The organism is Microtetraspora malaysiensis, from assembly GCF_001528665.1.
GTDB classification, from domain to species: Bacteria; Actinomycetota; Actinomycetes; order Streptosporangiales; family Streptosporangiaceae; genus Microtetraspora_A; species Microtetraspora_A malaysiensis.
The window spans coordinates 161,070-184,325 of sequence record NZ_BBYJ01000015.1 but is presented as its reverse complement, the minus strand read 5'-3'; the positions used below and the strand labels follow the sequence as shown (position 1 = coordinate 184,325).

24 protein-coding genes are annotated in these 23,256 nt (G+C 71.7%); 12 read left to right on the top strand and 12 right to left on the bottom strand.

The annotated features are described in order from the left end of the window. The 5 genes from AWQ71_RS20440 to AWQ71_RS20420 form a co-directional block, all read right to left on the bottom strand. Positions 1–465: conjugal transfer protein (locus AWQ71_RS20440; RefSeq protein WP_067135497.1), on the bottom strand; the 465-nt coding region annotated here is incomplete at its 3' end. A gap of 21 nt (positions 466–486) precedes the next feature. After that, positions 487–765: a hypothetical protein gene (locus AWQ71_RS20435; RefSeq protein WP_067135495.1), complete on the bottom strand. Its 279-nt coding sequence runs from the start codon at positions 763–765 to the stop codon at positions 487–489. A 48-nt stretch (positions 766–813) separates the two neighbouring features. Continuing rightward, positions 814–1,536: a conjugal transfer protein gene (locus AWQ71_RS20430; protein WP_245658390.1), complete on the bottom strand. Its 723-nt coding sequence runs from the start codon at positions 1,534–1,536 to the stop codon at positions 814–816. A 586-nt stretch (positions 1,537–2,122) separates the two neighbouring features. Next, on the bottom strand, positions 2,123–3,211 hold the full coding sequence (gene ychF / locus AWQ71_RS20425; protein WP_067135491.1) for a redox-regulated ATPase YchF: 1,089 nt from the start codon (positions 3,209–3,211) through the stop codon (positions 2,123–2,125). A gap of 11 nt (positions 3,212–3,222) precedes the next feature. Further along, positions 3,223–3,966, bottom strand: a complete 744-nt coding sequence (locus AWQ71_RS20420) for an LppU/SCO3897 family protein (protein ID WP_157570455.1) — start codon at positions 3,964–3,966, stop codon at positions 3,223–3,225. Positions 3,967–4,106: 140 nt separating this feature from the next. On the opposite strand from AWQ71_RS20420, the gene AWQ71_RS20415 reads away from it, so the two are divergent. From AWQ71_RS20415 to mgtA, 4 genes are all read left to right on the top strand, one after another. Next, positions 4,107–5,387, top strand: a complete 1,281-nt coding sequence (locus AWQ71_RS20415; protein ID WP_084259090.1) for a DNA recombination protein RmuC — start codon at positions 4,107–4,109, stop codon at positions 5,385–5,387. 11 nt (positions 5,388–5,398) lie between these two features. Continuing rightward, positions 5,399–5,896, top strand: coding sequence for a DUF6542 domain-containing protein (locus tag AWQ71_RS20410; RefSeq protein ID WP_067135487.1), 498 nt, complete (start codon positions 5,399–5,401; stop codon positions 5,894–5,896). Between the two features lie 128 nt (positions 5,897–6,024). Further along, positions 6,025–6,390 (top strand): ArsR/SmtB family transcription factor, encoded by a 366-nt coding sequence (locus AWQ71_RS20405; protein ID WP_245658384.1) that lies wholly within the window; start codon positions 6,025–6,027, stop codon positions 6,388–6,390. Next, positions 6,374–9,091 (top strand): magnesium-translocating P-type ATPase, encoded by a 2,718-nt coding sequence (gene mgtA, locus AWQ71_RS20400; protein WP_067135483.1) that lies wholly within the window; start codon positions 6,374–6,376, stop codon positions 9,089–9,091. Before AWQ71_RS20405 ends, mgtA begins: the two co-directional genes overlap by 17 nt. 26 nt (positions 9,092–9,117) lie before the next feature. Here mgtA and AWQ71_RS20395 read toward each other — a convergent pair whose 3' ends face one another. After that, on the bottom strand, positions 9,118–10,617 hold the full coding sequence (locus tag AWQ71_RS20395) for an LCP family protein (RefSeq protein ID WP_067135481.1): 1,500 nt from the start codon (positions 10,615–10,617) through the stop codon (positions 9,118–9,120). A gap of 135 nt (positions 10,618–10,752) precedes the next feature. On the opposite strand from AWQ71_RS20395, the gene AWQ71_RS43915 reads away from it, so the two are divergent. From AWQ71_RS43915 to AWQ71_RS20380, 3 genes are read left to right on the top strand one after another with little or no spacing between them, the layout of a single operon-like run. Beyond that, positions 10,753–11,094 (top strand): twin-arginine translocase TatA/TatE family subunit, encoded by a 342-nt coding sequence (locus AWQ71_RS43915; RefSeq protein WP_084259089.1) that lies wholly within the window; start codon positions 10,753–10,755, stop codon positions 11,092–11,094. Positions 11,095–11,145: 51 nt separating this feature from the next. Next, positions 11,146–11,415: a hypothetical protein gene (locus AWQ71_RS20385; protein WP_067135479.1), complete on the top strand. Its 270-nt coding sequence runs from the start codon at positions 11,146–11,148 to the stop codon at positions 11,413–11,415. Positions 11,416–11,470: 55 nt separating this feature from the next. Beyond that, entirely contained in the window at positions 11,471–12,301 is an 831-nt protein-coding gene (locus AWQ71_RS20380; RefSeq protein WP_067135642.1) for a GNAT family N-acetyltransferase, read from the top strand. Positions 12,302–12,389: 88 nt separating this feature from the next. On the opposite strand, the gene AWQ71_RS20375 is transcribed toward AWQ71_RS20380, so the two are convergent. Next, on the bottom strand, positions 12,390–13,361 hold the full coding sequence (locus tag AWQ71_RS20375; RefSeq protein ID WP_067135477.1) for a 4-hydroxy-3-methylbut-2-enyl diphosphate reductase: 972 nt from the start codon (positions 13,359–13,361) through the stop codon (positions 12,390–12,392). A 77-nt stretch (positions 13,362–13,438) separates the two neighbouring features. Here AWQ71_RS20375 and AWQ71_RS20370 point away from each other — a divergent pair, with 77 nt between their 5' ends. From AWQ71_RS20370 to AWQ71_RS20360, 3 genes are all read left to right on the top strand, one after another. Further along, entirely contained in the window at positions 13,439–14,293 is an 855-nt protein-coding gene (locus AWQ71_RS20370) for a hypothetical protein (RefSeq protein ID WP_067135475.1), read from the top strand. Next, complete coding sequence (gene xseA / locus AWQ71_RS20365) at positions 14,294–15,499, top strand: exodeoxyribonuclease VII large subunit (protein ID WP_084259088.1); 1,206 nt, start codon at positions 14,294–14,296, stop codon at positions 15,497–15,499. It abuts the gene before it with no gap. Positions 15,500–15,765: 266 nt separating this feature from the next. Then, positions 15,766–16,038 carry an exodeoxyribonuclease VII small subunit gene (locus tag AWQ71_RS20360; RefSeq protein WP_066938299.1) on the top strand — a complete coding sequence of 91 codons (273 nt, stop codon included), beginning with the start codon at positions 15,766–15,768 and terminating at the stop codon, positions 16,036–16,038. A 135-nt stretch (positions 16,039–16,173) separates the two neighbouring features. On the opposite strand, the gene AWQ71_RS20355 is transcribed toward AWQ71_RS20360, so the two are convergent. Both AWQ71_RS20355 and AWQ71_RS20350 read right to left on the bottom strand, forming a co-directional pair. Next, positions 16,174–16,707 (bottom strand): DUF4245 domain-containing protein, encoded by a 534-nt coding sequence (locus AWQ71_RS20355; RefSeq protein WP_067135473.1) that lies wholly within the window; start codon positions 16,705–16,707, stop codon positions 16,174–16,176. A gap of 149 nt (positions 16,708–16,856) precedes the next feature. After that, the gene (locus AWQ71_RS20350; RefSeq protein WP_067135471.1) at positions 16,857–17,444 is read right to left on the bottom strand and encodes a TetR/AcrR family transcriptional regulator; all 588 of its coding nucleotides are present in this window, start codon (positions 17,442–17,444) and stop codon (positions 16,857–16,859) included. Positions 17,445–17,589: 145 nt separating this feature from the next. Between AWQ71_RS20350 and glpX the strand changes: the two genes are divergently transcribed. Next, the gene (glpX, locus tag AWQ71_RS20345) at positions 17,590–18,618 is read left to right on the top strand and encodes a class II fructose-bisphosphatase (protein WP_067135469.1); all 1,029 of its coding nucleotides are present in this window, start codon (positions 17,590–17,592) and stop codon (positions 18,616–18,618) included. A 45-nt stretch (positions 18,619–18,663) separates the two neighbouring features. On the opposite strand, the gene AWQ71_RS20340 is transcribed toward glpX, so the two are convergent. Next, entirely contained in the window at positions 18,664–19,326 is a 663-nt protein-coding gene (locus AWQ71_RS20340) for a DUF1707 SHOCT-like domain-containing protein (protein WP_245658383.1), read from the bottom strand. 298 nt (positions 19,327–19,624) lie between these two features. Between AWQ71_RS20340 and AWQ71_RS20335 the strand changes: the two genes are divergently transcribed. After that, a complete protein-coding gene (locus AWQ71_RS20335) occupies positions 19,625–20,833 on the top strand; it encodes an MFS transporter (protein ID WP_067135466.1) in 1,209 nt (402 codons plus the stop codon). 28 nt (positions 20,834–20,861) lie between these two features. On the opposite strand, the gene iolB is transcribed toward AWQ71_RS20335, so the two are convergent. After that, complete coding sequence (gene iolB / locus AWQ71_RS20330) at positions 20,862–21,653, bottom strand: 5-deoxy-glucuronate isomerase (protein WP_067135465.1); 792 nt, start codon at positions 21,651–21,653, stop codon at positions 20,862–20,864. Positions 21,654–21,738: 85 nt separating this feature from the next. Continuing rightward, complete coding sequence (locus AWQ71_RS20325; RefSeq protein ID WP_067135463.1) at positions 21,739–23,205, bottom strand: aminotransferase-like domain-containing protein; 1,467 nt, start codon at positions 23,203–23,205, stop codon at positions 21,739–21,741. Positions 23,206–23,256: the final 51 nt, after the last annotated feature.

Sequence of the window (23,256 nt, the reverse complement as noted above, 5' to 3'; positions counted from 1 at the left end):
CACCGCGACCGCTCCCTTCGCCGCGGCGGCGACGGCGGGCCGCACGGTGGGGGCGGCGGCGCGGCGCTGCCGTCCGGCGCCCCGGCCCTTGCGCGCGGGGGCGGAGCGCCAGACCCGCACCGTGAGGGTGATCTCGTCCGGCTCGCTGACCGGCGCCATCCGGCACCAGGTACGCGGTTCGGTGAGGTAGCGCACCTGCGACTGGAGCAGCTCGGTGAGCCGCTTCCCCTCGATGACGGGCCGGGTCGAGAGCCAGGTGACTATCCCGGGAGGAACCAGGTAGACCACGTGCCACGGCGCGTCGAAGGGAAGCCCGACGAGGAGAAGGAACGTCCACCAGGGGACGAGGACGCCCACGAACACACCGATCCAGACGATGGGAAGCGGTGTCGGCAGCTTCAGGTCGTACAGCTTGTAGAGCCGCTTCTCAATTCGCCAAATATTGGTATACGTGGGCAGATCCACCCGATCCTCCTCTCTGCCTGATCACTTGATGCCGAGCGCCCCCGCGATCGCCTTCGCTGTCACCTCGATGATGTTGGGCACGTAGAAGATCACGCCGATCGCGATCGCCAGAATGATGAACTGCATGAATCTGGTGATCTCTCGAGTGAAGAGGAAGAAGATCGCCACGACGGAGACGACGACCAGGAAGAGCGGCGCGAAGAACTTGCGCAGGAAGTCCGCCAGGCCTTCGGTGTCGATCCCGGTGGCGGGTGGAGCCGATGGATCGAACGCGATCTCCACGATGGTCTTCAGAAACATTCACGCCCTCCCGGGGTATGGATCAGCGGCCTCGTGTTCCGTCATGCGCTACCCCACGGGGCGGCTCGCGCCCTGGACTGCTTCGACGAACCATTTGCCGCCCTGCTTCTCCACGGTGAGCCGGTAGGCCTGCTCCAGCCCGGCCGGCTGCGTCGCCGGATCGTCCGTACGCGGGGTGGCGGTGCCCGAACCCGACGACACGGCCCACACGACGACGGCGGTGACCTCCCGGGTGCTCCCCTCGCCCACGGGAACCACGACATCCTTGAGCTGGGCGAGCGTGAGCGCCCCGTCGAAGCCCTCGACGGTCACACCGTTGGCGACGTAACGCTGCAGGTCCACCTGGTCGCCCGCGGCGTACGCCTTGAAGAACCCCTCAAGCTGGGGACGCAGCTCGGTCTCGGTCGCGGAGTCGCGGTCGGGGTCGGCCACCGCCGGGAGCCCCGCCGGGCCGGAGTCCGGCAGCAGCCCCGGCCGCTCGGACACGACGAACTTCGACCCGTCGTAGTAGATCGGCACCGAGAGAAGCCCGCGCCTGCTGCCTGCCTGATATGTCACGGTGACGACGGCATTGTTGGCGTCGCGCACATTTATCCCGGTAAATTGGAAGGCACCCGCGGACATCCGGCCGTACCCATTCCAGCCGAATTGCTCCTGCGCTCCCTGGGGCAGAAATGGCTTCAGCCGATCCGCTCTTTGTTGCGGATTAGAGGCGTCGAAATTCAGATAGACCGCCGCGAACTGATTGGCAAAAGCCGCGGCTTGTGTCATGGGGAATCCCGAATCGCTGGGCTCGGGGGTCGCCCCGGCCGCCGTGTCCCCCTGGGTGAACCGCTCGAACGGCGCGCGCACACCGTTGACGACGATGACGATGATCAGTGCCCACAGGACGGCGCGGCCGGTCCAGACGAGCCAGCGGCCCCCACCGCCACTCCAACCCCCGCGCCCACGGGCCTTCCCGTGCGTGTCCGCCACCCGTTCAGGGCCCTGCGGAGGGTACGACTCGGGGTCGCCAGCGATCCGAGGATCCGGCTGGACGGTTGACCTGCGAGTCATCACGCCTCCGCTCGCGCCGATCCCCCCGGCTGGCGCGGTATCGTCTTGCTCTCGATCCGGTTATCCGCATTGAAGTTTTCACCCTAGCGGTCGGGCCAATTCTTCCAGGAAAGCCACGCCCATGGTGCAAGCATCGCCGCGACCGAGCAAACCGGGTCTCTGCGCGGGCCCGCGCCCCATGCCCATCCGTTGCGCCGGAAAAGCACGTTACGCCTGGCCAGCGGCTTCATCGATTACCTAACCGCCACGTATTGCTGTCCTCGCAGCTCAGAGACGTGGCGGGTCGGCGATCGGGCGGCGATCAGACGTTGAAGCGGAACTCGACCACGTCGCCGTCGCGCATGACGTAGTCCTTGCCCTCGATCCTGGCCTTGCCGGCGCCACGCGCCGCGGTCATCGACCCGGCCTCGACCAGGTCGTCGAACGAGATGACCTCGGCCTTGATGAAGCCGCGCTGGAAGTCGGTGTGGATGACGCCGGCGGCCTCGGGCGCGGTGGCGCCCTTGCGGATCGTCCAGGCGCGGGTCTCCTTCGGCCCGGCGGTCAGGTAGGTCTGCAGCCCGAGCGTCTCGAAGCCGACGCGGGCGAGCTGGGCCAGCCCGGACTCCTCCTGGCCGACGGACTGCAGCAGCTCCAGCGCCTCCTCGTCCGGCAGCTCGACCAGCTCGGACTCGATCTTGGCGTCCAGGAAGACGGCCTCGGCCGGGGCGACGATCGCCGACAGCCGGGCCCGCAGCCCCTCGTCCACCAGCTCGTCGGCGTCGAGGTTGAAGACGTACAGGAACGGCTTGGCGGTGAGGAGGTGCAGTTCGCGCAGGTCGGCGATGTCGATGCCCGCCGCCTTGGCCCCCGCGTACAGGGTCGTGCCGGAGTCGAGCAGCCTGGCGGCGGCCTCGACGGCGTCGAGCTGGGCCTTGCGGTCCTTGTTGGTCCTGGCCTCCTTCTGGAGGCGGGGCAGCGCCTTCTCGAGGGTCTGCAGGTCGGCGAGGATCAGCTCGGTGTTGATCGTCTCGATGTCACGCTCAGGCGCGACGTCGCCGTCGACGTGAGTGACGTCGGGGTCGGAGAACACCCGGATCACCTGGCAGATCGCGTCGGTCTCGCGGATGTTGGCGAGGAACTGGTTGCCCCGCCCCTGCCCCTCGGACGCCCCCTTGACCAGACCGGCGATGTCGACGAACTCGACCTTCGCCGGCAGGATGCGCACCGAACCGTAGATCTCGGCCAGCTTGGCCAGCCGCGGGTCGGGCACGCCGACGATGCCCACGTTGGGCTCGATGGTGGCGAACGGGTAGTTCGCCGCCAGGGCGTTGCCGCTCTTGGTCAGCGCGTTGAAGAGGGTGGACTTGCCGACGTTGGGCAGGCCGACGATCCCGATGCTCAGGCTCACGTAGGCCGAGTTTACGGGCCGTCGCGGGTTGCTCCGACACCAGACAGGCAGATCACCTCGGTCCCGCGCAGGGACCGGAGGTAGTGGTCGGATCCCTCGGCGCACCGGCCCGGCGCCTCCACCCTGCCGGTGACCTTCGCCCAGACCCGATCGGACGCGCACGGGACCTTCACCAGCAGGCGGGATGAGGTGGGCAGCTCGGGCCGCTCGACGCAGTCCCCCGCCGCGACCACCCGGCCGCCCTTGCCCAGACAGGCCACGTCGCCCCCTTTGAGGGGAAGCGCCTCGACCGTCCCCAACGGGCACCTGCGGGCCGACTCGACGACGCCGATCACCTGGCCGTACCAGTCGCCGCCGGCGCACGGCCGCTCCCCGCCGCGCACGGCCACGCAGTCGCCGGTCCGCAGCACGCCGCCGCCGTTCCCCGGGTCTCCGGGATGGCGTCCGCCCACGTTCCGTACGCAGGCCGTACGGCCGGAGCCCAGGGAGACGAACTCGTCGGTGTCGGCAGGACAGCGGGGCGGGCTGTCATTGATCGCGACGACGCGACCGGTGGCCCGCTCGCAGAGCACCAGCCCGACCCGCGTGCCGGTCCGCAGCACGCACGCGCCCTCGGTCCACGTCAGCGGCGCGCCGGCGGTCCCGAGGGACGCCTCCCGGCCCGTCACGACGACCACGCCCAGCCCGATGGCGAGCACGATCACCACCCCGGCCGTTATCCCGGCTATCTGGGAGCGCAAGCCGTACGTAGTCACATGACGACTTTGGGTGATGCTCGCCGTTCGCACAAGCCGAACGGGACGCCCGGGTGGGGGGTGCGCCGCCAGGCCCCCGTGGGAAGGACGCCCGCGCGCCTCCCCCTCCGGAACCGGATTGCCTGGGATCATCCCGAACCGTGGATGTCGTGGCGCTCGTCCTCCAGCTCGCCGTTGGTGTAGCCGTGGGGCTCCTGATCGGGTTCCTGCTGGCCCGGGCCAGAATCTCCGAGGCCGAGGCGCGAAGGCGGGCCGCGGAGGACAAGGTCGCCTACGTCGAAGGCCAGCTCGCGGAGCGGTTCCAGGCCCTCAGCGCCCGCGCGCTCGACGTCAACAACCTGCGTTTCCTCGAACTCGCCGAGCACCGGCTGAACACGACGAGGGCCGAGGCGACCGGGGACCTCGACCAGCGCAGGCAGGCCGTGGAGAACCTGATCGGCCCGCTCAAGGAAACACTCGCGAAGGTCCAGAACCAGCTCAGGGAGAGCGAGCTCGGCGCCCGCGCCGCCCGCGCCGAGCTCGGCAAGCAGATGGAGTTCGTACGGCAGAGCTCCGAGCAGCTCAGGAGCCAGACGTCGGCGCTGGTCCGCGCGCTGCAGCGGCCGGAGGCCCGTGGCCGCTGGGGCGAGCTGCAGCTCCGCCGGGTCGCGGAGATCGCCGGGATGGCCCGTTTCTGCGACTTCGACGAGCAGGTCAGCGCGGACACCCCGGACGGGCCGGTCCGCCCCGACATGGTCGTACGGCTCAGCGGCGGCAAGAACATCATCGTGGACTCCAAGGTCTCGCTCGCGGCGTACCTGGAGGCGGCGGAGGCGGGCGACCCGGACCTGACCTCGACGCGGCTGGACGCCCATGCCCGCCACCTGCGTGAGCACGTGGACCGGCTGGCCGCCAAGGCGTACTGGCAGGCGTTCAGCCCCGCGCCGGAGTTCATGGTCCTGTTCATCCCCGGGGAGGCGTTCCTCGCCCCGGCGCTCGAACGCGACCCCGGGCTGCTGGAGTACGCGATGCACAGGCGGGTCCACATCGCCACCCCGACCACCCTGATCACGATGCTGCGCACCGCCCACTACGCCTGGCAGCAGGCCGCGCTCAGCGAGAACGCGCGGGCGGTCTTCGACCTGGGCAAGGAGCTGTACGACCGGCTCGGCGGCCTCAGCCGGCACGTCGACGGCCTCGGGCGCGCCCTTTCCAAGACGGTCATCGCGTACAACAGGACGGTCGGCTCGCTGGAGAGCCGGGTGCTGGTGAGCGCGAGGAAGATGAACGATCTCGGCATCACGGACAAATCACTGGACGGCCCGGCCCTCGTCGAGGAGCCGCCCCGCCTGCCCTCCGTTCCGGAACTGGGGGACGAAGAGCGCGTAAGCGCCTCTCCTGGCCCGGTCCAGAACGGTAAGTTGGCGCGAGACTCGTCGTAAAGGGGGACACGATGAGAGGCACCGATCAGACCGGTCGGGTGAGGCTGCGGCTGACGGCCAGGGGCGCCGTCGCCATGCTCCTCGTGCTCACGCTGCTCGGCCAGATCTTCAGCCCCGGACCGGTTTTCGTCGTGGGTTGCGTCGCGGCCGCGCTGCTGGTCCAGCCGCGCGACCTGCTCCCCCTCGTGGTCACGCCGCCGCTGGTCTTCTTCGCGACGGCGGCGTTCGTCGAGTTCTTCCGGTCGCTGCGCGCGGCCTCGATGCTCCAGGCGCTCGGGCTCGGGCTGTTCACCTCGCTGTCGTCCGCGGCGCCGTGGCTGTTCGCCGGGTCGGCGATCGTGCTCGCGATCGCCTGGTGGCGCGGCCTCCCCCAGAACGTGCGCGAACTCCGGCAGGATCTGGCCACCCGAGCCGAGGTGCCGCGTCCCCGCCAGGGCGAGGAGCCCGCCTTCGACCCCGAGCCCGAGGGCTACTTCGAGCCCCGCGTGTACGGCGAGGCCCGCGACTGAGCGACCCGGTCCGTACGCGGCGACCGGGACGGGCCGTCGTGAAAGCTCGGATGTGCGGCTACGGTGAGCGAACGACGTGCGCCCTTTCCCGGCATCGCCGGCAGGAGGGCTGTTGAAGGTTTCAGGCGGTGAGCGGGAGGGCGACAGTGGCGACGATCGGCGACGTGGCGGAACCGTCGGCCGAGGTGCTGGCCGAGGCCGCCGCGACCTTCGGCCTGCTGGCCTCGCCCGCGCGTCTGCAGATCGTCTGGGTCCTGGCGCAGGGCGAGCGCGACGTGACCGCGCTGGCCGAGAGCGTGGGCGGCGCGCTGCCCGCGGTCAGCCAGCACCTGACCAAGCTGAAGCTGGCCGGGCTGGTGCGCTCGCGGCGCGAGGGGCGCCGGGTCGTCTACCTGATCAGCGACGAGAATGTGGTGACCTTGGTCCGTTGGCTGGTCGGACGGCTGACGGGCCAGGAGGGGGCGACGGAGCGCGTCCATGGTCTGGGCGCCTGAGGCCGTATCGGGCGCCGGCCCGCGCGACGTCCGGGAGACGGACACCGGGCCCGCCGAACACGTCTCCATCGCCGATGTAGCCGGACTCACCCCGCTGGAGGCGCTGCGGCTGATGCGGAGCGGACCGCGCGGCCTACTGGAGTCCCAGGCTGAGGAGCGGCTGCTGCGGTGCGGCGAGAACGTGCTGCCCGAGCCGGCCCCCACCACCTGGCCGCGGCGTATCGCCCGGAGCCTGCGCGACCCGTTCACCATGGTGCTGCTGGGTCTCGGGCTGGTGTCCGCCGCGATCGCCTCCTGGGGGACCGCGTGCGTGACCGTGCTGCTGGTGGTGGTGAGCAGCCTGCTGCGCTCGAGCGGGGAGTACCGCGCCGACCGGTCCATCGCCGCGCTGCGCGACCTGATCGCCACCACCGCGACGGTGCGGCGCCGGACGGGCGCGACCTCGGCGCCGCTGTACCGGGAGATCCCGGTCGGCGAACTGGTGCCGGGCGACGTGATCCGGCTCGGCCCGGGCGACCTCGTGCCCGCCGACGTGCTGCTGCTGCGCTCGAACGGGCTCACCGTGCACCAGGCGGCCCTCACCGGCGAGTCCGGCCCCGTCGCCAAGCATCCCGTGGACGCGCCGGTCGGCCCGTTCACGGGCCCGGCGTCGGGCTCAGAGCTGTTCGAACGGCCGCAGCTGTGCTTCCAGGGCACCGGCGTGGTGGCCGGCACCGGCACGGGCGTCGTCGTGGCGACCGGCGCCGGGACCATGTTCGCCGGGGCGCATCAGGTGAGCGCGAGCAGGCGCCGGCCGTCCTCGTTCGACCGCTCGGTGAACGGCATCTCCTGGTTGCTCATCCGGTTCATGCTGCTGATCCCGCCCGCCGCGCTGCTGGCGGACGCGGCGCTGCGCGGGCGCGGGCTGGAGGCGCTGCCGTTCGCCGTGGCGGTGGCGGTCGGGCTGACGCCCGAGATGCTGCCCGTGATCGTCACCACGGCGCTGGCCCGCGGCTCCGCCGTGCTCGCGCGCGACCACGGGGTGATGGTGCGGCGGTTCCCCGCGCTGCACGACCTCGGCGCGGTGGACGTCCTGTGCATCGACAAGACCGGCACCCTCACCCGGGATCTGCCGGTGCTCGACCGCTCGCTCGATCCGGACGGACGGCCCGATCCGGAAGTGCTGCGCTGGGCAGCCGTCAACAGCCTGTGGACGATCCAGCTCGCCGACCTCCCCTGCCCGGATGCCCTGGACGAGGCGATCATGGACGCGGCGGAGCGGCTCGACCCGGGGCCGCCCGCGTCCGACGGCATCGCGGCGCTCCCCTTCGACCCCGCCCGGCGCAGCTCCTGCGCCGTCGTCCAGCGTCCGGGCCGTCTCGGGGTGCACACCCTGGTGGTCAAGGGCGCCGTCGAGGACGTGCTCGACCGCTGCACGCTCGTACGCGCCGCCGGTCCCGACGGGGAGACGGACGGCGAACTCGACGCCGACGCCCGGGAGCGGCTGCTGCGCTCCGCCGGGACGATGGCGGCCGACGGGCTGCGCGTGCTCGCCGTCGCCCTCGCCGACCGGCCCGCCCGCCCCGGTCCGTACGGCCCGCGCGACGAGCACGACCTGACCTTCGTCGGCTTCGTCGGGCTGCGCGACGCGCTCGCGCCGCAGGCCGGGGACGCGCTCGCCGTACTCGCCGGGCGCGGCGTCGAGGTCAAGATCCTGACCGGCGACCACCCGGGTACGGCCGCCCGTGTCTGCCGGGACCTCGGCCTCGATCTCGGCCCGGATCTCGGCCTCGGCGCGGGCGCCGTCGTGACCGCCGACCAGCTCGACGGCCTCGACGACGCCGCCGTGGCCGAGCTCGCCGCGCGCGCCACCGTCTTCGCGCGCTGCGCTCCCGAGCACAAGGCGCGCGTCGTCGCGGCGCTGCGCGCGGCGGGACACACGACCGGATTCCTCGGCGACGGCGTCAACGACCTGCCCGCGCTGCGCGCCGCCGACATCGGGATGTGCCCGAGCGACGCCGCCGACGTGACCCGGCAGACCGCCGACGTGGTGCTGACGGCCAAGGACCTCACCACCATCGACCACGCGATCGCCGCCGGCCGCCGCAGCACCGGCAACATCGTCACCTACCTGCGCGTCGTGCTGTCCTCCAATGTCGGCAACGTCATCGCGATGCTCGCGGCCGGGCTGCTCCTGCCGTTCCTGCCGATGCTGCCGATCCAGGTCCTGACCCAGAACCTGTGCTTCGACGCCGCCCAGCTCGCGTACGCGTTCGACCGGCCGGGCCGAGGAGCGATGCGGCGTCCGTCCCGGCTCCGGCCGCGCGGCCTGCTGCGCTTCATCGCCGTCTTCGGCCCGCTCAACGCGCTCGCCGACCTGACGACCTTCGCCGTACTGGTGTCGGCGGTCCCGTTGTCCGGCCAGGCGAGCGGCCAGGCCGCCTTCCACGCCGGGTGGTTCGTCGAGAACCTCCTCACGCAGGCCGTGGCGATGCTGGTGCTGCGCGGGCGCAGGCGGGTCCCCGTCCCGCTCATGGTGGCCGCGTGCTTCCTCGTCGCCGTGGGCGTGCTGCTGCCGCTCTCGCCGCTCGCGGCCCCGCTGGGCATGACGGCGCTCCCGGCCTCCTGCTACCTGATGCTCGTCGGCGTCGTGGTCGTCTACGGCGCCGCCCTGCTGGCGGCCAAGGCGTGGTTCGACCGCCGCCACGGCGACCGTACGTGACCTGCCCCGTTTCGGTGGGGCGCGGCTCAGCCGTACGAGAGGTCGGAGCAGATGCCGTCGGCGGCGGACCTGGCCGTCGTCACGCTCGTCGGCAGGGGCGCGGGCACGGAGGCGCTCGGATCGGGCGCGTTCGCGTACTCGGTGCCCAGGATGACCGTGATCCCGGGCTCGGAACTCCGCTGGAACCGCGCGCCGTGGAACATGCGGCCGACCGTCCGGGCCTGGATCGCCGCGCCGGGACCGTACCTGATCAGGGTGGTCGTGCGCGTCTGTGCGTCCGCGGTCGCGACGCGGGTGACGGTGAACCCGGCCGCCGTCAACCGGTCGGCCGCGCGGGCGGCGAGGCCGGAGACCGTGGTGCCGTTGTAGACGGAGACGCTGATCCCCTCGCCCGAGACCGTCGCCGCCGGACGCGGGGACGGTGAGCCGGGCCGCCGGGCCCTGCCGCCGGCGTCCACGCCGTCGATCGTCCGGTCCGCCTTGAGCGCCGCCCACAGGGCGTCCGCCTCGTCCTGGACGATCGCGACCCGCGCCCCCTGGTAGCGCCAGGGCAGGGTGACGAACCTGGTGTTCCGCAGGTCGATGTCCCGCAGCGACAGCCCGAACGACAGCAGCTTGTCGGCCGACCCGAGGCCGGGGTCGAAGGTCATCGACCGCGCGGCCGCCTCCACGAGCGGGAGCAGGGTGGTCGGGTTGAGGCCCTGGGCCCGCACTTTCTTCAGCAGACTGGACATGAAGGCCTGCTGCCGCCGGATGCGGCCGATGTCGGAGCCGTCTCCGATGCCGTGGCGGACGCGCACGTAGTCGAGGGCCCGCTGGCCGGACACCACCTGTCGTCCCTTGGTGAACAGCAGCTTGCCGCGCGCGCCCAGGTTGGGGTTCAGGTCGCCCTCGTAGACGTCCTTGGGCAGGCAGACAGGGACACCGCCGACCGCCTTCGTCATCGCGGCGAAGCCCTGGAAGTCGACGACGACGGTGTGGTCGACGCGCAGGCCGCTGAGCTTCTCCACGGTGTTCTGGGTGCAGGCGGGGTTGCCCGCGGCGGTGAGCCCCACGGTGAACGCCGAGTTGAACATGACGTTGTGCTGCGGCCGGCTCCACGTCCCGTCGGGCAACCGGCACCGGGGGACGTCCAGGAGGGTGTCGCGCGGGATCGACACGGCGATCGCGTGCTTCCTGTCGGCGTAGACGTGCAGCAGGAACGCCGTGTCGGAGCGTCCGATGTCTCCCTTGCCCCCGCCGTACCTGCTGTTCTTTCCCGAACGCGAGTCCGAGCCGATGACGAGGATGTTCTGCCCGACGAAGGTCTGCGCCGGTCGGCGGCGGCCGACCCCCTTCCCGTCGAAGGTGGTGATGCTCCCGTCGAGTCGCGAGTACACCCAGCCGGCCCCCAGGGCGAGGACGGCGACCAGCGACCCCGCCGTGATGACGGCGACCAGCAGGATGCGACGCCCGCGCGGCATCCCTCCGGCGCCGCGCGGGCGCTCAGTGGGCCGTCGCGGGTCGGTCGTGGTGGATGCCCTCATGAATGTGCTCCTGCTGGGGAGGACGACCACAGAGCGATCGCCCACTTGTATAGTTGCGCAATCTAGCAAACTTGACGCGCGAGATCAGATCGCCAGATCGCGTGTCGCTGCGCGGAGAAGGGAGATGAGGGTGCGATGTTCCTGCGTAACGGTCTGGAGCCCGGACACCTGCTGGTCCTGGGACTCGTGTTGATTCTGCTGTTCGGCTCCAAGAAGCTGCCGGAGACCGCCCGCGCGCTGGGCAGGTCGCTGCGCATCTTCAAGAACGAGACCGTCGCCCTCGGGGCCGAGGTCACGATCACGGACGCGGCGAGCGCCCTGACCCCGGCGGCATCTCCCGTGACTCCGCACGCGGCCCCGGCGCCCGCCGTCGCGACACGCGAAGCGGCTCCGGCGACGGCGACGGCGACGGCCGCCGCCGGGCCGGGCCGTACGAGCGCTGAGGGCGGGCCGTCCCGGGCCGATGACGACCAGTAGATCGCGGGTCGCCCCGCCCGTCACCGAACGGCCTCCCGCGAGGGGATCGCGATGCTGACCCGGCCGGGAGCCAGGGGGACCGGCCGGGGGGCACGTCGGTCGGCCGCCGTGCTGCTGTGGGCGCTGGTGTCGGTGCTTGAGGTCTACAGCCTCCTGGGCCCGGCCACGCCGAACATTTTCGCGTGCGCGGACAGGCCGCCCGCCGCCCGGCCCACGGTGAGCGGCCAGGAGCAGCGCACGCCCGTGGAACGCCGCTGCGGCGCGCCCGTGCGGGAAACTCCTCCGCAGGTGCCCGCGTCCACTCCGACCCATACGCCGTGACGCCTGGCCTCCGAGCAGATCCCATGCCAGAAAGCCACATGATGTGATGACCTGCATGAACGGCTCGAAACACCACGTTCCCAGCAATCCCGATCTGCTGGTCAAGATAGAGCAGAACCTGGCCGAGCATGCCTGTCACCTGCACCGTCACATGAAGGGCTCGACCGTCACGGAGACAGACGACCTCCTCATCGCCGACAGCGGGCTTGACGACGACACCTTCAACATCGTCGCGGCGGCGCGTTTCACCCCGGACGCCGCTCCCGCACGCGTGGAGGCGACCGTACGCGCGCTGACCGCGACGGGTCGCCGCTTCTCCTGGTGGGTCGGCCCCGCGTCCACGCCATCGGACCTCGGCTCGCTCCTGAGGAGCGCCGGTCTGGAGGCGTCCGAGACCGAGACGGGCATGTGGAAGGACCTACCCGCCGACCTGCCGACGCCGCACGCCGACGGCCTGGACATCCGCCCGGTGACGACTCCGAAGCAACTCGCCGACTACGCGACGGTCCTGGCCGCGAACTGGGACCCTCCGGCCGTCACGGTGCGCCGATTCTTCGCCGACGCCGCCGAGTGGGCTCTCGCGCCCGGCTGCCCCGCCCGGTACCTGGTCGGCTACGTGAGCGGCCGCCCGGTCTGCTCGGCCGAGGTCTTCCTGCACGCGGGGGTCGCCGGGATCTACAACATCGCGACGCTCGCGACCGACCGCCGGCGCGGCTACGGCGGCGCCGTCACCCTGGCCACCCTGCACACCGCGTACGACGAGGGCTGCCGCACCGCGGTCCTGCAGGCGTCCTCGGACGGTGAGCCCGTCTACCGCCGCCTCGGATTCGCGACGTGCGGCCGGTTCACCGAGTTCGCGGTCGCCCCGTCAGCTTCTCGGCCCTGAAGCGAAGGGTGAGCGCGGGCGGCCCACCCGACCGCCGCAAAGGGAAAGCCCCGCCCATGTGGGCGGGGCAGAGGAGACCGGACGGGAGTTACGACGCCGAGGAGGCGCGCAGATCCCGCCGGAGCTCGTGCGGAAGGGCGAACCGCATGCTCTCCTTCACCGTCTCGACCTCTTCGACATCGGTGAAACCGTGCTCGGCGAGCCTGCGCAGCACGCCATCGACCAGCTCCTCGGGGACCGAGGCGCCGCTGGTGACGCCGACCGTGCCGACGCCGTCGAGCCACTCGTCCTGGATGAAGGAGGCGTCGTCCACCAGGTAGGACGCGGCGGCGCCGTAGTCCTTGGCCACCTCGACCAGCCGCTTGGAGTTGGACGAGTTGCCCGAGCCCACGACGATGACGAGCTGCGACTCCGCCGCGATCTGCTTGACCGCCGCCTGCCGGTTCGAGGTGGCGTAGCAGATGTCGTCGCTCGGCGGGTCGATCAGGTTCGGGAAGCGCTCGCGCAGCCGGGAGACCGTCTCGGTGGTCTCGTCGACGGACAAGGTGGTCTGCGACAGCCAGACGACGCGGTTCGGGTCGCGTACGGAGACCTGGTCCACCCCGTCGAGGCCGTCGACGAGCTGGATGTGCTCGGGAGCCTCACCCGCCGTGCCCTCGACCTCCTCGTGGCCCTCGTGGCCGATGAGCAGGATGTCGTAGTCCTTGGCGGCGAAACGCTTGGCCTCGTTGTGCACCTTCGTGACGAGCGGGCAGGTCGCGTCGACGGTGCGGAGCTGCCGCGCGGCGGCCTCGTCGTGGACGCTGGGGGCCACGCCGTGGGCTGAGAACACCACGATCGCACCCTCCGGCACCTCCTCCGTCTCTTCGACGAAGATCGCGCCGCGCGCCTCCAGAGTCCGGACCACGTGGGTGTTGTGGACGATCTGCTTGCGTACGTAGATGGGCGCCCCGTACTGGTCAAGCGCCTTCTCCACCGCCTCGACAGCGCGGTCCACTCCCGCGCAATAGCCGCGCGGCTTGGCAACCAGGACACGACGGGCGGGGGTATATGGCTCCATGTTCCTATGCTATGTGGAGCGTCAGCCGCCTCTTGACCTCTCCCGAATCATCCGAAAACGACTCCGCTGGAGCTGCGATGTCCCTCTTCAGAGCACTCACCAAGCCTCTCCGTAGCCTCTTCAGAAGGGGTGATGAGCTCAAGGACGAGCTGAAGGACAAGGCCAAGGACCTGCCCGCGACCGCGCTGCAGACCACCATCAGCGGGGTGGGACAGGCCCTTCTGATCGGGGACCAGGTCCGTTCCACGATAAAGCGGATCACCACTCCCGAGGGTGAGGAGGCCCCGGCGACCACGGCGGAGGAGCCCGCCGCGGAGGAGGAGCGCCCGGCCCGCCGTGAGCCGGTCATCTTCGCTCCGCGCCCGTCCGCGAAGGGGGCGCCCGAGCCCGACGGCTCCGCGCCCGCGGAGGAGCACGTTTCCCCGGCCCCCGCCGAGAAGGCGGAGTGGGAGGCCCCGGCGGTCGAGAAGCCCGCCGAGAAGCCCGCTGAGAAGCCTGTCGAGAAGGTGGCCGAGAAGGTGGCCGAGAAGCCCGCGCCGGAGAAGGCCCGTACCCCGGAGGCCCCCGCCGCCGAGAAGCCGGCCGCCGCTCCCGCGGCCGAGCCCGCCCCTGAGAAGCCCGCCACCGCGAAGCCGCGCCCGAAGAAGGCCGCCGAGGCCGCGGCGGAGGCCGAGCCCACCGCGGCGCCCAAGCCGCGCGCGAAGAAGAAGGTGGCCGCCACCGAGGCCGCGGAGGGCGTGGCGCACGAGGGCGGCGCCGAGCCGTACCCCGGGTACGCCGGGCTGTCCCTCGCGTCGCTGCGCGCCCGGATGCGCGGCAAGTCCGCCGACCAGATGCGCGAGCTGATCGCGTACGAGAAGGGGACGACCAACCGCGACGACGTGGTCCGCATGTACGAGACGCGCCTGGCCAAGATCGAAGCCGAGTCCTGAGTGAGCGCGAAGACCTCTCCCGAGGAGCCGCTTCCGATCCGCTCGGTGCTCCAGATGGTGGCGCAGTGGATCAACCGGCTGGGCACCGTCTGGGTCGAAGGGCAGATCACCGAGCTGACCGCCCGAGGAGGAACCGTTTTCCTCACCCTCCGTGACCCGGTGGCCAACGTCTCGGCCCGGGTGACCTGCACGCGAGCCGTGTACGAGGCGAGCCTCCCCCGGCCCGTGGACGGGGCGCGGGTCGTCGTGCACGTCAAGCCGGACTTCTGGGTGAACAAGGGGTCCTTTGCCTTCACCGCGATGGAGATCCGGCCGGTCGGCGTCGGCGAGCTGCTGGCCCGGCTGGAACGGCTGCGCCGGCTCATCGTCGCCGAGGGGCTCACGAACGCCGACCGCAAGCGGCGGCTGCCCTTTCTCCCCTCGACGATCGGGCTCGTCTGCGGCCGGGACTCGGCCGCAGAGCGCGACGTCATCGAGAACGCCCGCCGCCGCTGGCCCGCCGTGCGGTTCAAGGTGGAGCCGGTGGCGGTGCAGGGGCAGTACGCCGTGGGCGAGGTCACCGAGGCGCTGCGCAGGCTGGACGCGGACCGCGAGGTCGACGTGATCATCGTCACGCGCGGCGGCGGCTCCCTGGAGGACCTGCTGCCGTTCTCGGACGAGTCGCTGGTGCGTGCCGTCGCGGCCTGCCGTACGCCCGTCGTGAGCGCGATCGGGCACGAGCAGGACAGCCCGCTGATCGACCTCGTGGCGGACGTACGCGCCTCCACCCCCACGGACGCCGCCAAGAAGGTGGTGCCGGACGTCGGCGAGCAGCTCGCGCTGGTACGCCAGCTCAGAGATCGCGGCCGGCGCGTGCTGGGCGGCTGGCTCGACCGGGAGATCTCCTGGTTGCGCTCGGTCCAGTCCCGGCCCTCCCTGGCGGACCCCGTACGCGAGCTCGACCGCCGGTCGGAGCAGGTGGACGCGCTGCGCGAGCGGGCCCGGCGCTGCCTGGGTTCCTCCCTGGACCGCTCGGCCGACTCGCTCGAACACCTGCGTGCCCGCCTCGTCGCGCTGTCCCCGGCGGCGACGATGGAGCGGGGCTACGCGATCGTGCAGCGCCCCTCCGGAGAGGTCGTACGGCTCGCGGGCGAGGTCAAGCCCGGCGACGAGCTGACGATCCGTTTCCCCGACGACCGGGTCGGGGTGACGGCGACGTCCACGTGAGACCCAGTTAGGGAGTGTCTGACGAATGCTGCTCGCTACGGGCAGCATTCGTCAGACACGACCCAGCGCTCAACGAAGCCGTGGCCCGCGTGGAGGCCCATATGCCGTCCGATGTGACGTGCGGGTGTCCACGCGGGCCACGCCGTTCTCCGGCGCCACGCCATGAGCGCGTCCAGGGTCGCCCTGCCGTGTCCCCGGCGCCGGAACGCCGGGTCGTGGCCGCCGATTACCCCGACCTGTCGTACGCGGACTCTAGGGTGGGGGACGTGGCAGACGAGAAGGCATCCCCCGAGCAGACGACCTCCGACCAGGCGCCCGGCGCGGAGCAGACTCTCTCCTACGAGAGAGCCCGCGAGGAGCTGACCGACGTGGTTCGGCGGCTGGAGACCGGCGGGCTCACGCTGGAGCAGTCCATCGAGCTGTGGGAGCGGGGCGAGCGGCTGGCCGCGATCTGCGAGGAGTGGCTCCAGGGCGCCAGGGTCAAGCTGGCGGCGGCCATGGCGCAGCGCCAGGAGCCCCAGGAGGAGACACCCTTCTGACGCGCCCCTGACGCCCTTCTGGACGCGCTTCAGGCCCCTTTCCGACGCCTTTGGGACGCTCTTCGTCCAAGGCGACGCACGGCCGGTTGCGGGGCGGGGCCGCGGTGGCCGGTTACGGCGTGCGGCTGTCCCGGGTCAGTTCGCGGGCTTGGGCTGCACCACCAGCGACGCGGCGAGCTCGGTCAGCTCGTCCCAGTCGGCCGATCCGGTGACCACGACCGCGTGATCCGGGAGCACCCGGACCAGCGACCGCTGGTTCTTGTCCTGGCGGAACCGCTCCTCCCAGGCCGTGCCGTTGATCTGCCGGGTGCCGGTGGCCTTGTCGGAGTTGGCCATCCGGTTGGCGAACTCGGCGAACGGCTGCTCGTTGCTCTGCGCCACCATGGCGTGCATCCGCTTCTTGGTGGCGAAACCCAGCCGCCACGTCACGACGTCGGACTTCTGGGTGATCTGGGAGCTGGTCGGCACCCAGTCGGAAAGTACGTCCTTGGGCGTCTCGACGGTGTACGACGCGGCGCGCGCGGCGTTGACCTTGTCGATCGAGAAATCGATGCGTGGGATGTGCTCGTTCTTGCCGTTCGGCATGAAAAAGAGGATCAACGAGCCGGCGGCCAGGCAAACGATCAGGGCGAACGCGTAGCCGTAGAAGCCCTCAGTGAATCGGCGCACGTCAGGGGAGCCTACCGGCACCGGACGGCGGTCCGGACAGGGGCGTCGCGTGCCTGCCGCACCCGCCGCGTCCGGCTCTGTGCGACATCGACCGTGTGGTCGTCAGGGCATCGTCCGGGTAGGGACGTGCCCGCTTTGCCGGGGCGAGGTCAGTGGATGCGGCCGATGAGGGCGAGCGCCTGCTCCGCGATCACGCGGGCGCGCTCCTCGTCCTCGGAGAGGGTCACCTCCTGGACGACGGCCGCGAGGGCGCCGGTGACGACGAGGACGAGGGCGTCCTCGTGCTCGAAGAGCGCCGCGCTGCGCCGGGTCCACTGGCGCAGCCGGTCCCGCATCACGACCTCGAACCCGGTCGGGCCGTCTCCGCGGAGAAACAGCGCAGTGAGGTCGCGCTCGGCGAGGCAGCCGTCGAGGTAGGCCCGGGCGCCGGCGAGAAACAGGGACATCGGCTCGGACGCGCCCCGGGACCTGGCCTCCTGGATGGCGTGCCGGGTCCGCTGCGTCTGCCGGCTCTGGAAATCTTCGAACAACGTCAGGTAAAGGTCGGCCTTCCCCGAAAAATGGTGATAAAGGCTGCCGACGCTGGCCCCGGCCCGTGCCACCACATCTGTCACGCCGGTCTCGGCGAAACCGCAGGTGATGAAGGTCTCCCTGGCCGCTTCGAGGAGCGCGGTCCTTGTGGCGGCGCCCCGCTCCGACGTGCGGGCGGTGACCGACGGCTCCGTGTCGCTGCTCATTCGGCGACCATATCCCGCGCCGCCCGCCCGGCGTCGGCAGCGACGGAAATGCCCTCCTGCCTGCGGCAACCGGTCCAGACCAATCGGACAAGAACGACATACGCCACTAACATCAACTCTTACGACGCCACATTTAAGGGGAACGATGGCTGATCACGTACCGGCAGCGCTGGCGACCGGGGAGCGCGCGCCCGACCGCAACCTCGCCCTGGAGTTGGTCCGCGTCACCGAGGCGGCCGCGATGGCGGCGGCACGGTGGGTGGGCCGCGGCGACAAGAACGGTGCGGACGGAGCCGCCGTCAACGGCATGCGACAGCTGATCAACACGGTGTCCATGAAGGGCGTCGTCGTGATCGGCGAGGGCGAGAAGGACAACGCCCCCATGCTCTACAACGGCGAGGACGTGGGCGACGGCACCGGCCCCGAGTGCGACGTCGCGGTGGACCCGATCGACGGCACCCGCCTGTGCTCCCTCGGCATGAACAACGCGATCTCCGTCATCGCGGTCAGCGAGCGCGGCTCGATGTACGACCCGTCCGCCGTGTTCTACATGGAGAAGCTGGTGACCGGCCGCGACGCGGCGGACGCCGTGGACATCGATGCCCCGGTCGCGGACAACATCCGCGCCGTGGCGCGGGCCAAGGGCGCCAAGCCGTCCGACGTGACGGTCGTGATCCTGGACCGGCCCCGGCACGAGAGCATCGTCAAGGAGATCCGCGAGACCGGCGCGCGGATCAGGTTCATCACGGACGGCGACGTGGCGGGAGCCATCATGGCCGCCCGCGCCGGCACCGGCGTCGACCTGATGCTGGGCATCGGAGGCACGCCCGAGGGCATCGTCGCGGCCTGCGCGCTGAAGTGCATGGGTGGCGTCATCCAGGGCAAGCTCTGGCCGCGCGACGACGAGGAGCGCAGGAAGGCCCTCGACGCCGGTCTCGACCTCGACCAGGTGCTGACCATGGACGACCTGGTCCGCTCCGACGACGTGTTCTTCGCCGCGACCGGCATCACGGACGGCGAGCTGATGCCGGGCGTCCGTTACCAGGGCGGGGCCGCCGTGACGAACTCGCTGGTGATGCGGGGCCGTTCCGGCACGATCCGCAAGATCGAGAGCGAGCACCAGCTCTGGAAGCTGAGCGCCTACAGCGCGATCAACTTCGACACCGCGGTCTGACCTGAGACCCGGCATCCCGACAGGATCGGGACCCGTTCCGCCGGGTCAGGACCGGCGGAACAACCCCTTCTTGGGGCGTTTCGGCGACCGGGCGATGACCTTCCCGCCGTAAACGAAGCCCACGAGCTCGATGACGGGCGCGTCCGGCGCATGGTCGGTCGCGCCCGGCGGCAGCCGTACCTCGTCGTGGAACGTCTTGATCCGGGCGTCCGGCGCGCTGACAACGCGGACCCCCTCCGGGACGACGAGGGTCACGGTCCCGGCCATCACCGCGAGCCGCACGACCACATGGCGGGACTGCAACAGCGCCTCGCACAGGTCCATCGTGACCCGTCCGCCGAGCGAGGTGACCGGCACTTCCGAGGGCACGACCCAGCGGCCGCCGCGGTTTTCCGTACGGAAGAGGGCGACGACGGGACGGCCGTCCATGAGGAACGGCTGGCGCTCCGGCGGGACGAGGTCCGCCGTGAGCCCGACGAGCTCGCCCAGCGTGCGGGCGGCGTAGGCGCGTTCCACCCGCTCCTCGTGCTCGGTGAGGGTGAGCCGCCCGTCGGTGAGGGCGTCTCGCAGGATGCCGATCACCTGTTCCCTGTCGGCGTCGGACGCCCGCAGCTCGGACGGAGAGGTACCGGCCGATCCGGCGGCTCCGGACGGGCCGGAGCCCAGGAATGCGGAGATGAAGTTACTCGCGCGGGACTCGAAGCTCACATGTCGAGACTAAGCGCTGCCGCGCCCGAAGGGACCAGGCCGGGCGGGCATCGTTTCCGCGCGTTCCTGTCCGGCACGCCGCCGCCACGGGATTCCTCCGTCCGGGCCATCCCTTCCACGCACAACCCCGTCTCCTCCCCGGACGTCGCGCGCCCGCCGTACGACGCCCTCTCCCCCTGTCGCGGCAGGGCGAAGGGCCGTGATGTGCGGGACCGACGGCACTTGTAGCGACCATTGACCGCGTGATCGGCGGGCCATAACCTGAACCCCCCTCACGTTTCCCCCCTCGGAGGCCGCGTTGCCGACGTCCACGCCGCCATCGCCCCCATCGCGCCCCACCGAACGCGACCGCCAGGCGCGGCTGGCCACGTTCGCCATCTTCTTCGTCCAGGGGCTCACGTTCGCGACCCTGCTCACACAGGTCGCCGTGCTTCAGCGCAAGCACGGGCTGAGCGACGGCGAGCTGACGATCCTGCTGCTCATCGTCCCGGTGATCGCGGGCGCGGGCAGCGTGCTGGCCGGCACGCTCACCGCGCGTTTCGGCAGCCGGCGAATCCTGCGCGCCTTCCAGCCGCTGACGTGCGCCGCCGTGGTGCTGGCCGGCCTCGCCCCCACGGTCCCCCTCTTCATGGTGACCCTCGCGCTGTTCGGCATCAGCCTCGGCGGCGTGGACGCGGGCATGAACATGCAGGGCGTCGCGGTCGAGCGCCGGTACGGCCGGGCCATACTGACCGGGTTCCACGCGCTGTGGAGCGCGGCCGCCGTCCTCGGCGCGCTGTGGGCGTCGGCCGCCGCCGAGCTGGGCCTGGACCTCTGGGCCACCTTCGCGATCGTCATGGCGCCCGGCGCCGCCGTCGCGGTCGTCGCCGCACGCTGGCTCTGCCGTCCGGAGGAGGAGCGCACGGCTCCCGAGGCCACGCGCGCCGAGACGCGATTCCCCTGGAAGCCGATCATCCCGCTGTGCCTGGCGATGGCCTTCCTCTTCGTGGGCGACGCGTCGATCTCCAACTTCGGCTCGGTCTTCATGGACAAGGTCATGCACGCGTCGGCGTCCGTGGTGCCGCTGGCGCTGGGCGCGTACCAGGCGACGACGTTCCTGGTCAGGGTGGGCGGCGACCTCGCCGTCCGGAGGTACGGCCCGGCGGCGATCGTCCGGATCGGCGGCGCGGTCGCCACCGCCGGCTTCGTCGCGATCGTGGCCGCGCCCACCCAGCCACTCGCCATCGCGGGCTTCGCCCTCACCGGGATCGGCCTGTCGGTGGTCGCGCCGCAGTCGTTCTCGGCGGCCGGGCGGCTCGACCCGACCGGGTCCGGCGTGGCCATCGCGCGGGTCAACATGTTCAACTATGTCGGCTTCATCGTGGGAGCAGCCCTGGTCGGAGGCATCGCCGAGGCCGCCGACTACCGGATCGCGTTCGCCGCGCCGCTCACACTGGCGGCGATGATCATCCTGTTGGCGCGCGGTTTCCAACCCCGCACGCCGGCGCCCGCGTCCTCGGCCACGTGACCCGGCGTCCTCGTGGTCGCGCGAGCGGTCACCGGTTCCAGGACTCGCGGATCCACGCGTGCCGGGGATCGTCCGAGAACGCCATGGACCGCTGCTCGCCCGGCCCGGCGAGGACGTTGAGGTAGTAGAGGTCGTACCCGGGGGACGCCATCGAGGGCCCGTGATACCCGTACGGCACGAGCACGACGTCGCCGGAGCCGACCTCGGCGAGCACGTCGATGGGGTTTCCCGGCGAGCTGTAGACGCGCTGGTAGCCGGGCCCGCCCTCGAAGTAGTAGATCTCCTCCAGCACGGCCTCGTGGCCGCCGGGCGTGTCGTGCTTGTGCGGCGGGTACGACGACCAGTTGCCGCCGGGCGTGATCACCTCGACCGCCATCAACCGGTCGCACTCGAACGCCTCCGGGGCGCAGAAGTTGTTGACCTGCCGGGTGGCCGCTCCCCCGCCCCTCGTCTCGACCGGCACCGCGTCGGCCGGGCCGTACCGGACGGGGAGCCGCCGGGTGGCACGCGCGGCCGGCAGGGCGATCCGGCCCTCGCCGGCGAGGCGCACCGACGCCTCGATCGGCAGGTACGCGAAGTCGGTGACCCCCTGGAAGACCGAACGCCGCCCGGCGAGCTCCAGCCGGACGCCGTCCGCCACGACCTCACAGGCCCCGGCGAGAGGAACGACCAGCATCTCCTCGGGGCCGGTCGCGAACTCGACCGGCTCGTCCCCGAGCTCGACGACGCGCAGGCCGGTGTACACCCAGCCCGCCAGCTCGGGTGTGATCTCCAGGCCCCACGGCCCGGAGGGCGCGGAACCCGCGGGAATGTGCGTCATCTCGTCTCCTCGTCGAGCGGCCCGCGCGGCACGGGAGATCCGCATCGTGCCGCCCGTCCAACATCCCGGACGGCGTACGCCCAGGTCAAGGATATGTCCAGACATTCTGACCATCTGCCCGCGCCTTCAGCTCGCGTACGGCGTCGGCGATCCGGTGCTCGGAGAGCCGGGCGAAGCCGATCACCAGGGCGGACGGGAGCGGATCGACGGCCAGGCCGCAGGCGCGGGCCGCCTCCCCCACGCGCCGCGCGTCCCACCCGCCGGGCAGCTCCGCGTACAGGTGCAACCCGGCGGAGATGCCGTGCACTCTCAGCTCGGGCAGGTGCTCCGCCAGGGCCCGGACGAGCGCGTCCCGGCGCCGCCGGTACTCCCTGCGCATCCGCCGCAGGTGCCGGTCGTACCCGCCGGTCCGCATGAACCGGGCCAGCACGTACTGGTCGATCACCGGAGAGCCGAGATCGAGCTCTCCCCGGGCCCGCCGTACGGCGGCGGCGATGGCCGGGGGCGCCACGAGCCAGCCCAGCCGCAGGCCCGGGGCCAGGGACTTGCTCACGCTCCCGGCGAGGACGACGCGGTCGGGAGCGAGTCCCTGGAGGCAGCCGATCGGCTCCCGGTCGAACCTGAACTCGGCGTCGTAGTCGTCCTCCAGGATGATCGCGCCGGTGGCGGCGGCCCAGGCGATCAGCTCGGCCCGGCGGCGCGGCGACAGCACGACCCCCGTCGGGTAGTGGTGGGCCGGGGTGAGCAGCACCGCCCGCGCCCCCGTCCCGGCGAGCGCCGCCACGTCGATCCCCTCGGCGTCGACCGGCACCCCGACCAGGCACGCGCCGGCCCGCCGGAGCAGCGGGAGCTGCCGGGGGCTCGTCGGCTCCTCGACCGCGAGCAGGACCGGACCGCCGCCGCCGGCCTCGGCCACGACGGGCGCGGCCGACTTTCCTGCCCCGCCTTCCGAGACCAGGCTTCCGGTTTCGCCTTTCGCGACCGGGCTTCCCGCCTCGGCTTCCGACTCGGCGAGCGCCCGCACGACCAGGCTCAGCCCCTGGGCGACGCCGGTGACGACGACCACCCGCCCGGTGTCCGCGTCCGCCGCGCGCACCCGGCGCAGGTAGCCGGCCAGCTCCTCGCGCAGCTCGGCCACTCCGCCCGGGTCGCCGTAGTCGAGGCAGTCGCCGGGCAGGGTCGCCAGCACGTGGCGCATCGCGGCCAGCCACGCCTGCCTCGGGAAGGCGGTCAGGTCCGGAGTCGTCGGGCGGCGGCCGTCGTGGCTCGCCCCGGGCTCCGCGGCGCCTTCCTCGGGCCGCGACACCGGCCCGGCGGCGACCCGGGTGCCCGCGCCGACCCGCGCCTCCAGGAAGCCCTCCGCGACGAGCTGCTCGTACGCCTCGACGACGACGCCCCGGGACAGCCCGAGGTCCCTGGCGAGATCGCGGCTGGGAGGCAGCCGCGCGCCCCGGCCGAGCCGGCCCGAGCGGATCGACTCCCGGAGCTCCCTGGCGATCTGCCCGGCCAGGCCGCCCCGGCTCCGATCGACGACGAGATGAAGATCGGCCAATTGGTCCTCGATTTTTCCATCTGATTGGACTCTCTGAGAGAGCCATTGCCT